Origin of the sequence: Ancylobacter pratisalsi (assembly GCF_010669125.1) — a bacterium.
Classification (GTDB): domain Bacteria; phylum Pseudomonadota; class Alphaproteobacteria; order Rhizobiales; family Xanthobacteraceae; genus Ancylobacter; species Ancylobacter pratisalsi.
Genome location: NZ_CP048630.1, coordinates 3,013,036 through 3,025,635, shown reverse-complemented (window position 1 = coordinate 3,025,635; position 12,600 = coordinate 3,013,036). Strand labels below are relative to the sequence as shown.

10 protein-coding genes and 1 pseudogene are annotated in these 12,600 nt (G+C 62.9%); 6 read left to right on the top strand and 5 right to left on the bottom strand.

The window, feature by feature from the left end:
* Positions 1-84: 84 nt before the first annotated feature.
* The 4 genes from G3A50_RS14115 to G3A50_RS22675 all read right to left on the bottom strand — a co-directional run bounded on the left by G3A50_RS14115 (position 85) and on the right by G3A50_RS22675 (position 3,766).
* Complete coding sequence (locus G3A50_RS14115) at positions 85-2,334, bottom strand: xanthine dehydrogenase family protein molybdopterin-binding subunit (RefSeq protein WP_163075858.1); 2,250 nt, start codon at positions 2,332-2,334, stop codon at positions 85-87.
* Between the two features lie 11 nt (positions 2,335-2,345).
* The gene (locus tag G3A50_RS14110) at positions 2,346-2,792 is read right to left on the bottom strand and encodes a (2Fe-2S)-binding protein (RefSeq protein WP_281355813.1); all 447 of its coding nucleotides are present in this window, start codon (positions 2,790-2,792) and stop codon (positions 2,346-2,348) included.
* 191 nt (positions 2,793-2,983) lie between these two features.
* The gene (locus tag G3A50_RS14105) at positions 2,984-3,316 is read right to left on the bottom strand and encodes a hypothetical protein (RefSeq protein ID WP_163075856.1); all 333 of its coding nucleotides are present in this window, start codon (positions 3,314-3,316) and stop codon (positions 2,984-2,986) included.
* Positions 3,317-3,544: 228 nt separating this feature from the next.
* On the bottom strand, positions 3,545-3,766 hold the full coding sequence (locus tag G3A50_RS22675; RefSeq protein ID WP_246252466.1) for a cyclophilin-like fold protein: 222 nt from the start codon (positions 3,764-3,766) through the stop codon (positions 3,545-3,547).
* Between the two features lie 425 nt (positions 3,767-4,191).
* Here G3A50_RS22675 and G3A50_RS14095 point away from each other — a divergent pair, with 425 nt between their 5' ends.
* From G3A50_RS14095 to G3A50_RS14085, 3 genes are all read left to right on the top strand, one after another.
* On the top strand, positions 4,192-5,085 hold the full coding sequence (locus G3A50_RS14095) for a LysR family transcriptional regulator (protein ID WP_163075855.1): 894 nt from the start codon (positions 4,192-4,194) through the stop codon (positions 5,083-5,085).
* A 163-nt stretch (positions 5,086-5,248) separates the two neighbouring features.
* A complete protein-coding gene (locus G3A50_RS14090; RefSeq protein WP_170308641.1) occupies positions 5,249-6,367 on the top strand; it encodes an alpha/beta hydrolase in 1,119 nt (372 codons plus the stop codon).
* A gap of 480 nt (positions 6,368-6,847) precedes the next feature.
* Positions 6,848-7,255: a cyclophilin-like fold protein gene (locus G3A50_RS14085; protein WP_246251717.1), complete on the top strand. Its 408-nt coding sequence runs from the start codon at positions 6,848-6,850 to the stop codon at positions 7,253-7,255.
* A gap of 34 nt (positions 7,256-7,289) precedes the next feature.
* Here the strand turns inward: G3A50_RS14085 and G3A50_RS14080 are convergent.
* Positions 7,290-7,943: pseudogene (locus G3A50_RS14080) on the bottom strand (IS3 family transposase); the annotation flags it as partial.
* A 521-nt stretch (positions 7,944-8,464) separates the two neighbouring features.
* Between G3A50_RS14080 and G3A50_RS14075 the strand changes: the two are divergent.
* From G3A50_RS14075 to G3A50_RS14065, 3 genes are all read left to right on the top strand, one after another.
* Complete coding sequence (locus G3A50_RS14075) at positions 8,465-8,962, top strand: RNA polymerase sigma factor (protein ID WP_163075853.1); 498 nt, start codon at positions 8,465-8,467, stop codon at positions 8,960-8,962.
* Positions 8,959-10,005 (top strand): FecR family protein, encoded by a 1,047-nt coding sequence (locus G3A50_RS14070; protein WP_246251715.1) that lies wholly within the window; start codon positions 8,959-8,961, stop codon positions 10,003-10,005. The genes G3A50_RS14075 and G3A50_RS14070 overlap by 4 nt, the downstream gene beginning before the upstream one ends.
* A 104-nt stretch (positions 10,006-10,109) precedes the next feature.
* A complete protein-coding gene (locus G3A50_RS14065; RefSeq protein ID WP_246251713.1) occupies positions 10,110-12,587 on the top strand; it encodes a TonB-dependent receptor in 2,478 nt (825 codons plus the stop codon).
* Positions 12,588-12,600: the final 13 nt, after the last annotated feature.

Here is a 12,600-nt window from a genome sequence, read left to right as displayed (position 1 = left end):
CGCTGCAGCCGCCACCTCGTCGCGGTGAGTGGCGGCTGCTCCCGGTGCCGGGCTGCAGGGCTGTGGCACCGAAACGTGGGGTCGTTAGCCCGCCATGTCCGTCAGGTTGCTGCGCGAGAGCGGCAGGCTGCGGATTCTCTGGCCGGTCAGGACCGAAGCGGCGTTCACCACGGCGGGCGGCACGCCGGGAAGGCCGGGCTCGCCAATGCCGCCCATGGGCGCGCCGCTCTCGACGATGCGCACATGCACCTTGGGCATCCGGTCGGGCGGCAAGATCGGGTAGCCGTCATAGTTGCGGGCGCGGGGGGCACCCTCTTCATAAACGACTTCCTCCAGCAGCGCCGAGGACAGCCCAAGCGCCACGGCTGAGTTCACCTGCGCTTCGATGATCGCAGGATTCACGATGCTGCCGGGATCGATCGCCACCCACACATTGTGGACGACGACCTCGCCCTGCTTCAGCGAGACTTCGGCAATGGTCGCGACCTCGCTGCCAAAGGGCGAGGCCATGGCGACGCCACGGGCGCGCCTTGTGCCGTCCTCGGCGGTGAAAGGACCGCGCTTCCAGCCACCGGAAAGCGCGGCGACCGCCTCGATCAATGCCAGGTGACGCGGACTCTCTGCCAAAAGGCGTCGGCGAAGTTCATAGGGGTCCTGCTTGCCAGCATCGGCCATTTCATCAAAGAACGTCTCGTAGAAGAAGTCGTTCATCGAGTGACCAACCGACCGCCAGAAGCCGATAATGGTCGGATCATCGACGTGGATATGGCCGACGCGACGGTTGGGAATGGCGTAGACCTTGCCAGCGATACCTTCGACGGCCGTGCTGTCGACCTTGTCGTCCGTACGGCCGAACCAACGGCTCGCGGCCCCCTCGCAGACGGCGACCGCACTCATAGCGATGGGCATTCCCTTGGCATCGAGACCGGCACGGAAGCGGGCGACGCTCATCGGCCGCAGTGCGTCGCGTAGGAATTCTTCCTCGCGGGTCCACAGCAGCTTCACCGGCCGGCCTGTTGCCTTGGCGAGGAGGATCGCCTGCGGGTAGGGATTGGACGTCTGGTAAAGGAAGTGCCGACCGAAGAAGCCGCCAAGGATCGGCGAGTGGATGATGACCTTCTCAGGCGCGATGCCGGCCACCTTGGCCGCATCGGCCTGAAACATCTCTGGTGCCTGGTTGGGCGCCCAGATCTCCAGCGTGCCGTCCGCGTTGAAGCGGGCGATCGCCGAGGGCGGCTCCAGCTGGGCATGGGCGAGATGCGGGGCATCGAAGCTTGCCTCGACGATCCGGTCGGCGTCCGCCAGCGCCGGACCGACCGCGCCATGGGTCTCGAAGGCGAGGCCGTCGCCGGTGCGCGCCTTGAGGTCGGCGAGGTGCTTCTCCGAGGAGTAGTCCGCCGGCATGACCCGGACCACGCTGTCGGGAGCGCCCTCGGTCCAGGTGATCTGAAGGGCTTCCACGGCGCGCCGCGCCCGCCACCAGCTATTGGCCAGCACGGCAACGGCGCCGGGCAGGCGGTGCACGGAGTGGACGCCCGGCATCGCCTTGACCTGATCCTCATTGGCGAGGGCGCCTGGCTCCAGGCCGAGCCGAACGCCATGCTGGACGGCGCCGTAGAGCATGCCATCCACCTTCAGGTCGATGGCGTAGGTCGCCTTGCCGGTCGACTTATCGCGAATGTCGATGCGGGCGACCGGCTTGCCGATCCAACGAAAGTCCTCGCGCGAGCGCAAGGGGACGTCCGTCGGCATCGGCAGAGCGGCGGCTGCCGTTGCGAGTTCGCCATAGGGGATTGAGCGGCTCGATGCGGCGTGGATCACCCGGCCGGGCTGCGTCGAAAGTTCCCCTACCGGCACGCCGAGTTGGGTGGCGGCAGCCTGAAGCAACATCTGGCGCGCGGCGGCGCCGAGCTTGCGCATGGCATCGTAGCTTTTGCGGACCGACATGCTGCCGCCGGTGAACCGAAGGCCGCCAATCAGCCCATAGTCTGGGCCGGGTGGCGCGCCTTCCACGACGAACTGCGAGGGATCGACGTCGAGTTCCTCCCCGACGATTTGGGCCATGGCGGTGAAAATGCCCTGGCCGCCCTCGATGAAGGCGCTTCGGAACAACACAGTGCTGTCCGGCCTGATTTCGATATAGGCATTGACCCTTGTGCCTGGGACGATTGCGGGTGGTGCGTCTTGCGCGAGGGCACGGCCGCCGCCCTCAAGGGCAACTCCCAGCACCAGAGCGCCGAGCGAGGCACCGAGAAAGCTGCGGCGCGAGAGGTTGAGGGGCAAGGCGTCGGGCTTGCGGGCCGTTCCTTTGTGGAGGGGGCTCATTTCGTTCATCGCGCCGCTCCTCAGGCCTGAGCCGCCTGCCGGACGGCAGCGGCAATCGCGTTATAGGTGCCGCAGCGGCACAGATTGATCATGGCCGCCGTGATGTCCTCGTCGCTCGGCTTCGGGGTCTGCTTCAGCAGCGCGGTCGCCGCCATCACCTGGCCGGACTGGCAGTAGCCGCACTGCGCGACCTGCTGCGACACCCACGCCTCCACCACCTTCTGGCCCACCGGATCCTGCGTCACCGCCTCGATGGTCATGATCTGGCTGCCCGCAACCGCCTCGACCGGCGTCACGCAGGAACGCGTAGCCTGACCGTCGACCAGCACAGTGCAGGCGCCGCACTGGGCAACGCCACAGCCATATTTGGTGCCGGTCATGCCGAGTTCATCGCGCAGCACCCAGAGCAACGGGGTGTCGGGCTCGATATCCAGCTGATGCAGCTGCCCGTTAATGGTGATGTCCACCGTCATTCTCCTTGTAAAAGGCCGCCGAAAACGGAATCGCTGCGCATGCAGGCGGTCGCGACGCAGCGGAAGGCAGCGCCGTAGTTGGCCATTCCGCCGTTTCCATTTGGTCTAATTCTATCAGCCACCGCATCGACAGATTAGGTGCACACCCCGCTTGCCCCCATGAGCCGCGCTCATAAATGGCAGCGTCAGAGCGCCTGAATGCTTGACGTCCGGCCTTCGTGCCAGGCGGCACACTGGGCGGCAGTGAAACCGGCGGGACTGAAACCGGCAGGAGCGACGTGGGAGGGGGTCCGGCTGGAGGTCGCGTCGGCGACGTCCGTCTCGTCATCGCTGGGGTCGAAGCGGGCCGGCGACAGCACGACGATGGCGGGTTCGACGGCGCTCAGCGTGGCATGATCCGCGGTGGACGTTTCCGGAAAACACTGGGCGAAGAGTACCCCCAGCACCACGGCCGCGAGGAGATAGCTGCTGCCGAGGCGCCGGGAGTCGACGACATAGTTGCCGGGGTCGTAGGACATGCTGTTCCTCTTGTGTTGCTCAGCTGCCCCCAGCCAATATTCAAGGCTTTGCGCGGTCTGTTTACGCATTGATCCAACGCGCGGCGCAGCACTCGCCAAAACGTGTTCTCGTGGCGGGACGCCGTGGCCGATGCGAAGCTCGCGGTGCCCGGCAAGCGTCACGGTCAACGGGAATTGCCGGCGTTGTCAGCAGCGGCGTGTTCCCGCTGTCGAGCCGCCCGAGCCGGATCAGGTCGGGCCAACAGTGGTAGTTAAAGACGAGATTGCCCCCAGGGCGCGAAATAGGCGAGGTCGCCGGCGCCTCATTGCCGAAGTCCCGCTGCCCGTCAGCTTGCGTGGTAGATAGGCAATCTTCTCGTTGGTCGAATGATCGTCGATCTTGAGCGTGGGCGGGAGTATCGACGCGAAATCGCGCGTCGTCGGGTTGTTGAGCAGAGTCGCCGTGAACACCTGTCCGTTGAAGGCAAATTCGGCTTTGATGAACGGCTTCTCGCTCCCTGGCCCCACGCGGGCGCCGATGCGCCAATGGCGTGCGCGGACATACCGGCTACACAGGCTCCGAGCACCCTCCTGCACGTCACAACCATGATCACAGTTCTATTTTCGGGCGTAGGGCTCACGATACGGCACTTGTCTGCCGCATCAGCCGGTAGGGTAGCGAGACTGCCGGGCGTCCGTTAGCGGCCGGCTTCCGCATGGAGACATGAAGACGATTCATCAATCTGACGCACCGTGACCATCGGGTTCTCATCGTCGGCCTTGAGGGAGAGTTGATGAAGCCGTGATCTGAGGAGTGGCGCCCGATGCCGGGCGGTATCTATCGGCCCTTCGCTTTTACGATATAATCGATCCTTTCTTATGAGAGGTGATCATGGATGGCGCGAGAGAACATCAATGACCTTCTGGCCTTCATCGCTGTCGCCCGCGAACGCAGTTTCACGCGGGCGGCAGCGCGCATGGGTGTGTCGCAGTCGGCCCTCAGTCACACGATCCGCCAGCTCGAAGCTCGACTCGGCGTTCGCCTGCTGACGCGTACCACGCGCGCCGTCTCGCCGACCGAGGCCGGCGAGCGCTTGCTGCAAGGCATCGGTCCGCACTTCGACGAGATCGAGGCCCAGGTCGACGCGCTGAACGATCTGCGCGACACACCGGCGGGGACGATCCGCATCAGTGCCTCGGACTATGCCATCAGCAGCATCCTCTGGCCCAAGCTGCAGAAATTCCTGCCCAGATACCCGGATATCAAAGTCGAGCTGATGCTCGACAATGGCCTCACCGACATCGTTACCGAGCGTTACGATGCCGGCGTACGCATGGGCGAGCAGCTTGCCAAGGATATGATCTCGGCCCGCATCGGGCCCGATTTCCGTTTCGCCGTGGTCGGCACCCCCGTCTATTTCGCGGAGCATCCGGTGCCGGACCATCCGCAGGATCTGGTCCAGCACCGCTGCATCAACTACCGCTTCCAGACCTCCGGCGGCCTGTGGGCCTGGGATTTCGAGAAAGATGGACGCGAGCTGAAGATACGGGTCGACGGCCAGTTGGCCTTCAACAACATCTTCCATGTGCTCGATGCGGTGCTTGCCGGCGCGGGCCTTGCCTTTGTCCCTGAGGAGATCGCCCGCGACCATATCCGTGCGGGGCAGCTCATCCGCGTGCTGGAGGACTGGTGCGCCTATTGGGACGGCTTCTATCTCTATTACCCCAGCCGACGTCAGTCCTCGCCAGCCTTCGTCGCTCTGCTGGACGCCCTGCGCCATCGGACCTGACGCCGACACTTGCGGAAGTTCAGCAGGCCATCTTTGATGCCGACCAATCGATTGATGAGACACGCTCATAGCTTCTAGCCAATTCATAGGCCTACTTACCGCGTCTGCCTCGCGCCACATTGTTTGGCATGCAGAGCCGCCCACGGCTCGCAAAGGAGGCCCTATGGATCGACACGCAAAAGACGAGACCGCTACGACGCAAGCCACTGGCGGGCAGATCGACCGCCGCGACGTGCTCAAAATGACCGGCGTAGGCATGGCCACCGTCGGCATGATGTCCCTTCTCGACACGTCATCGGCCAGCGCGCAGGACATGTCGCGCGGTGCCGCGAATTTCTACACCAGCGACAAGGTCGCGCTTGAGAAGGTCACCTTCAAGAGTCAGTACCAGATGGACGTCGTCGGGAACCTGTTCGCTCCGAAGGGGCTAAACCGGGACGCACGCAACCCGGCCATCATCGTCGGCCATCCCATGGGCGCGGTGAAGGAGCAGAGCTCCAACCTCTACGCGACCAAGTTGGCGGAACAGGGCTTCGTGACGCTGGCCATCGATCTGCCCTTCTGGGGTGAGAGCGCCGGGCAGCCGCGCAACATGGTGTCGCCGGACCTCTATGCCGAGGCCTTCAGCGCCGCGGCCGATTATCTCGGCACCCAGCCCTTCGTCGATCGCAACCGCATCGGCGTTCTCGGCATCTGCGGCAGCGGCAGCTTCGCCGTCAGCGCCGCCAAGATCGATCCTCGCCTGCGCGCCGTGGCGACGGTCTCCATGTACGACATGGGATCGGCCAACCGCAACGCGCTCAACCATTCGCTCACCCTGGAACAGCGCAAAGAGATCATCGCCGCCGCCGCCGAGCAGCGTTATGTCGAATTTGCCGGAGGCGAAGTCGCGGTCGCCGGTGGCACCGATCTGGTGCTCAGCGCCAATACTCATCCGATCCAGCGCGAATTCTACGACTTCTATCGCACACCGCGCGGTGAGTTCACACCGGCCGGCGCGTCCCCGCAGAGGACGACGAAGCCGACGGTGACGAGCAATGTGAAGTTCATGAACTTCTACCCGTTCAACGACATCGAGACGATCTCGCCGCGTCCGATGCTGTTCATCAGCGGTGATCAGGCGCATTCGCGTGAATTCAGCCAGGACGCCTACACGCGGGCGGCCGAGCCCAAGGAGCTGGTCTGGGTACCGGGTGCCGGCCATGTCGATCTTTATGATCGCGTCGACCTGATCCCCTTCGCCAAGCTCACCAGCTTCTTCAACCAGAATCTGGCCGCCTGACGGGGGGATCCCCTGCCTCAAGGCGCTCGTCTCATCCGCCTCTTCCTGCCGGATAATCGCAACGTGAGGAGCAATATTTCCGATGCCTTCATGGGCTGGCTGAGTGTCGTGAAAGGGCTCAAGAGCCGCGGCCACGAGGGCCTTTCTCCGTACCCTACAAAGCCCGTCAAGCCGTCGCTGTGGTGCTGAAGGAGATCTACCGGGCAGTGAACGCGGCTACTGGCGACTGACCGGCAGAGGGTACAACTGCAGGGATGGGGGCAACGCCAGCTATCGGCCCAATGTTTGATAAGAGGCAATCAAAACGCCATGCGCACCCCGGTGAGTAACCGGTGACCGCAGATACATTATGATGACCAGGGCTTTTGGGTAGATAAAATAAGCGTCAGGCGTAGCTATGGCGATGTCGGTGCAAGAGTTCAGGTCCAGGATCAAAGACCTCCTGTCCTGTGACCAATCCGGAGGATGGAAATGTGGCGAATGACACGCGTGGCAGCGATCGTGGGCCTGGCATACGGATTTATCGGATCCGCTATGGCCGCTGAGCGGATCCAAATTTCATCTAATTGGGGGCAGGTGACCGCAACGCTGGTCGACAACGCGGCGACGCGTGGGCTCGCCAAGATGCTGCCGATCACAGTCAGTATGAGGGACCACCTAAGTCAGGAGAAGACCGGCAATTTACCCGCGCCACTGCCCGAGGTTCAACGGCAGGTCGAATTCAGCGCGGGAACGCTCGGGCTTTGGAGTTCCGCCGACTTCGTGATCTATTATCGTGCTGGGCGTGTTCCGCAACCCGGCATCATCATGCTCGGCCAAGTCACGGGCGACGTATCAATATTTGACCGCCCCGGCCCACTCACCATCAAAATCGAAGCAGCGGATTGAGGCCACTGGGCGATGTGAATAGCCCCGATTTTTTCTAGACGTCTTTGGCTTTGGCTTTGTGCGGCCGTTCGAACTCAACGGGCGCCAGCATCCCGTTGCGTGCGTGCTTGCGGGTAGAGTTGTAGAACATCTCGATGTAATCGAACACGTCCCGGCGTGCCTCGTCGCGCGTGCGGCAGACCTTTCGGCGGATGCGCTCGCGCTTGAGCAGGTTGAAGAAGCTCTCGGCCACGGCGTTGTCATGGCAGTTGCCGCGACGGCTCATCAAGGGCTGGAGATCATGGTTCAGGGACGAAGCCCACTCCATGTTGGTGAACTGGTTCCCCTGATCGGAATGCACCAGCACACGGTCCTTCGGCTGGCGTCGCCAGATAGCGGCCAGAAACGCCTGAAGCACGACGTTGGTCGTCTGCCGTGCTTGCATGGACCAGCCGACGACGAGGCGGGAGAAGAGGTCGATCCCAACCGCCAGATAGGCGAAGCCCTCAACGGTGCGGATGTAGGTGACGTCGGTCACCCAGGCCTTGTCCGGCGCTTCCGCGTCAAACCGGCGATCGAGCGTGTTGTCGACCGCCAGGAATGGCTTGCCTCCAGAGTGGCCGGGGCGGCGCCTGTAGCCGATCTGCGCCCGAATGCCGGCAAGTCGCGTCAGCCGCGCAACCCGGTTTGGGCAGCAGCTCTCGCCCAAAGGTGCCGACGTGCCCCACCTCGCTCGTGTCCGCTTTTGGGCCGCGACCGTCACATAATCAATGGCCGAGATGGCGGCGCTTTGCTAACAGACGGCTTTGCTGACAGACGGCTTCGGGGCCGGTGGCAGACTGTCCGCTATTGGGGACTTCAAGCGAGAAGCGGACATATCGCCGATGAATGTCCCAAGCCGAAACTGGCCATAGCGGACCCTGACAAGGTCCGCTTTCCCTAAGCCCGTTCACGCAACGACACATCTGCCGAAATGCTCTCTCGGTGAGGCTCTGCGTCACAAGCGTGGCGACAACATCCTGTGCCAGGTGCATCGTCGAGCAGGGATCGACCGAAACGAGGGCACGCTCCAGGCGGCGTTAGAGTCCCGACCCTTAGACTAGAATCGTTCTACACGAATCAATGTAACAAATCCAATCTGCCGAGCGTGTATTGCCGTAGAGGGCATTCGTCATTTAAATAACTTGGTCTAGCAGTGCGGCGCGAATTTGACCCGGATTTCTTGATCTAATGCCTAGAGAAAACAGATTTCGAACGTTATTTATCGCTGAGCGCGCCTCTGTCCTTCGCTTCTTCGGCCGGACGACAGGTTCGCATGCGCTTGCCGAGGATCTCGCCCAGGAAGCATTTCTACGGCTGGCGGCAGCCGATATCGGTACGCTCGCCAATCCGGGTGCCTATCTTCGGCGCGTTTCGGCCAATCTTGCCATTGATGAGGGCCGCTCCAGCCGCCGCCGGCGGCTCACGCGTGCCGAGGTTGACGATCTCCTTGAGGTTCCCGACAACGCAGCGGACCCGGAAGCAAGGCTCATCGCCAAGGACACGATGGATCGGGTCTTTGCTGCGCTCGCCGAACTGCCTGAACGGCGGCGGCAAATATTGCTGGCCGCGCGCTTGGATGGTGAAGCACATCGAACGCTCGCCGCGCGCTACGGCGTCAGCACACGCACAATCGAGGTCGAGATTCAGAAGGCACTCGATCACTGCGTACGCGCGATCATCGATTGATTCTGCGTGCCATGTTGTCTCAAGCATCGTCAATGGCGCATATACACGGCCGCAAGACCCGCTCCGGGCACGGGCTATTGGGCGATATGGATTTCACTGCAAATACCGATCGACGCAAAGCTCATCCCGATGAGCTCGATACGCTGCATCGCGAGGCGATCGACTGGATAGTCCGGCTGACATCCGGCGAGTCGACCGTGGAGGATGCCGAGCGGCTCAAGGTCTGGCGTGCCCGTAGCATGGATCATGAACGGGCGTTTCGGCGCGCCAGCACGGCATGGCGGAAAACCGGCGGCGCTGCGACCACGGCCCCACACGCTCCGCGCATGTCACGACGTCTGTTTCTCGCCGGTGCTGGTGCTGGCGGGGCTCTTGCAGCGGGTTGGGCAGGCGTGTCGCTCGGACTGTTGCCTGGGTTCGGCCAGATCATGGCCGACTATTCGACAGGTACCGGCGAGCAGGCTCGCATCGAACTGCCCGACGGCTCGACGGTGGATCTCGACGGCGCGAGTGCGCTGGACGCAAAGTTTACCAACGCCAGCCGTGGCGTAAGGCTGATAACCGGTGCTGCGGCCTTCGAACTCGCGCCGGATGCCCGTTCCTTCCAAGCTGTCATTGGGTCGGGTGAGATTACGGCGCGTAACGCGGCATTTGTCGTGACCATGAGCGCAGGGTCGACGCTGGTGGAATGCATGCGTGGCACGGTCGACGTGACCTGCAACGGCAGCGTACGGCTGACGGCCGGCCAGCGCACGAGTTTCGATGCAGCGGGCCTATCCGCTCCGGAAGCCGCGGATATCGCAACAGCTGCCCCGTGGCGTCAAGGGCTGCTGATCTTTGAGAACCGCCCACTCGCCGAAGTCGTGGCAGACATCAACCGCCACCGACATGGGCGCATCGTCCTGACATCCTCGACCCTCGGGCAGCGACGCGTCGATGGCGTATTCCATCTTGCGCGGCCGGACGAAATTGTCACCAATCTAGCCAACTCACTGAAGCTTCGTCTTATCGAGCTGCCAGGGGGCTTATCCTTGCTCGCCTGATTATATTTGCGTCGAGGGATTCGGGTTTCTCGCCCTGCATCGTCTTGTCCTGAGGGAGGTGCTCTCAACGCACCAATGGGACTCGGCGGGACGGGGATTATTCGATGAGGACTATCAGCCATGGCGAATTGGGTTTTGCCAATGGAACGCGATCAAAAGCGAAGCGGGTCATGTTGCTGGCGGGCTGTGCCGCCATAGCGTTAGTTGGCGGGGCGGCGCTCCATCCAGCTAGTGCCCAAAGCGCAACCGCAGCGACCCAGGCCACGATCTACGCCATTCCCGCCGGTCCCGTTTCCACGGCGCTTGCCTCCTTCGGTGCAACTAGCGGCGTGCAGATCGTGTACGATTCCGCCACAGCCCGCGGCTTGCGATCGCCGGGCGTGACGGGCTCCCGTACGACCGAGCAAGCACTGAAAGACCTACTCGCCGGCACCGGGTTGAACTGGCGCTTTACCTCGCCGCGCTCGGTAACGATCGACGCGCCGGCGCGCATTGTTGCGCCAGCGCCCGTGACCGCGCAGGACATGGTGGAGCTCGACACCATCAGCGTGTCCGGCGAAAAGCTGACCCGCGACCTCTCGAACGTGTATTCGAGCGTGGGCGTCGTCACTGGACAGCAGTTCTTCGATTACGCCATCGAGGATCTGCGCGGTGCGCTGAACAAACTCGCCAATACCCGTGTTTCCGGCTCCAATCGCGGCAGCAGCGGCATCGTCATCCGTGGCCTGTCGTCCCAAGGCCTCACCTCGCCGACCAATTCGTCACCTACCATCGCGCTGATCGTCGACGGCGCCTCGCAGAATGCCGAAGGTATTCAGCGAGGCAATCGCGGCACATGGGACATTGCCAATGTCGAGGTGTTCCGCGGACCGCAATCAACCTTGCAGGGCCGCAACGCCATGGGCGGCGCGGTGATCGTCAACACCAACGACCCGACCTGGTACTGGGAGGGTGCGGCCGAGTTCGACTATATGGACTCGTCCAATTCCGGCTATCAGGGCAGCGGCGCGTTCATGCTGTCCGGCCCGCTGGTGGAGAACCAGCTCGCCTTCCGCGTCGCCGGCCAGTATCTGGAAGGCGATCGCGGGATCGCCTTCGCCGATCCCCTGAACGACCCCCTGGACGATGACGAGTTCTCCAGCCTGCGTGCCAAGGTGCTGTTCACGCCGGAGCAGCTCGATGGCTTCGAGGCGCTGATCACCGTCAGCTACAATTCCGACAAGCCGGGCTTCCCGGTGGCGTCAGGTCCGAACTTCTTCGATCGCAACTACAATGGCGGCGTCTCCGCTGCGGAATTGCGGTACACCGACGTCACTACCATAATCGCCGACGTGTCGCAGCGGCTCGCGGACGGCATCAAGCTGCGCTCGGTCACGGCCTATACCGAGACCGATGCCGACATCTCCAGCCTACCGGGCTCGGCATTCTATCTACGCGACGAGCTGCGCGCCGGACAGGATTTCACCGAGGATCTTCGCCTCGAACTTGAAGAGGGTGCGCGCCCGCTGAGCGGCGTCATCGGGTTCAATTATGGCCGATTCAGCAACAAGCCGGACTCGGAGATTTCCATCGCCGAACCCAGCTACGGCATCGTCGATCCGATCCTCTATCAGCAGCTCGAAGGCGACAATTTGATCACCTCCTATGCCGGCTATGCGGACCTGCGTTACGCGCTGACCGAGCGCTGGTCGCTGCTGTTCGGCGGCCGCCTTGGCTACGAGAAGGTGGAGAATGACGCCGAAGGCATGACGCTCAACCTGTTCGAGACGATCATGACAGGCATCCCGGCCTATGAATCCACCAGCTATGACGGCGATGTCAGCTATCTCGTGGCGCTGCCCAAGATCGGTGTCGCCTATGAGATTGACGCGAAGCAGTCCATCGCCTTCACGGTGAGCGAGGGCTTCCGCGCCGGCTTCTCGGCCGTCGACGGCAGCGGCAACGTCTACGATGTCGATCCCGAGACGCTGTGGGCCTATGAGGTCGCCTATCGCTCCAAGTGGCTGGACGACCGGCTGGAGATCAACGCCAACGGCTTCTACTACAAGTACAGCGATCTGCAGACCGACGTCGACGACCCCGTTCTCGGCTATCCGCAGACCATCACTGCCAATGTGGGCAAGGCCCACGCCTATGGCGGCGAAGTCGAGCTTCGCGCGCTGGTGACACAGGAATTCACCGCCTTCGCTTCGGTGGGTCTGCTCAAGACCGAATTCGACAGCGCCGTGCCGGCGGTGGGCATCGAGGTTGGAGGTGAATTCCCCGAAGCGCCGGCGGTGACCTTCAATATCGGCGGCATCTACCGCCATGCCTCGGGCGTCTTCGTATCGGCTGATCTTGCCTATACCGATAGCTACTATTCCACCGCCGACGTCGCCAATACGGCGGACGAACAGGTCTCGGCCTTCACCATCGTCAATGCCGCGATCGGCTATGAGGCTAGCAACTGGTCGATGACGCTGTTCGCGAAGAACATATTCGATGAGGAGTATCTGACCGGGATCTCCGTGAACGGCGACTCATCCTCAGCAACCGTCGGCGACGGACGCGTGATCGGGGTGCGGGCCCGGGCCACGTTCTGAACCTCTCCGGCGA

Coding starts and splice junctions, on each gene's coding strand:
- G3A50_RS14115 (WP_163075858.1), bottom strand. CDS start 2,334: ATGAACGAAATGAGCCCCCTCCACAAAGGAACGGCCCGCAAGCCCGAC.
- G3A50_RS14105 (WP_163075856.1), bottom strand. CDS start 3,316: ATGTCCTACGACCCCGGCAACTATGTCGTCGACTCCCGGCGCCTCGGC.
- G3A50_RS14095 (WP_163075855.1), top strand. CDS start 4,192: ATGGCGCGAGAGAACATCAATGACCTTCTGGCCTTCATCGCTGTCGCC.
- G3A50_RS14090 (WP_170308641.1), top strand. CDS start 5,249: ATGGATCGACACGCAAAAGACGAGACCGCTACGACGCAAGCCACTGGC.
- G3A50_RS14085 (WP_246251717.1), top strand. CDS start 6,848: ATGACACGCGTGGCAGCGATCGTGGGCCTGGCATACGGATTTATCGGA.
- G3A50_RS14075 (WP_163075853.1), top strand. CDS start 8,465: ATGCCTAGAGAAAACAGATTTCGAACGTTATTTATCGCTGAGCGCGCC.
- G3A50_RS14065 (WP_246251713.1), top strand. CDS start 10,110: ATGAGGACTATCAGCCATGGCGAATTGGGTTTTGCCAATGGAACGCGA.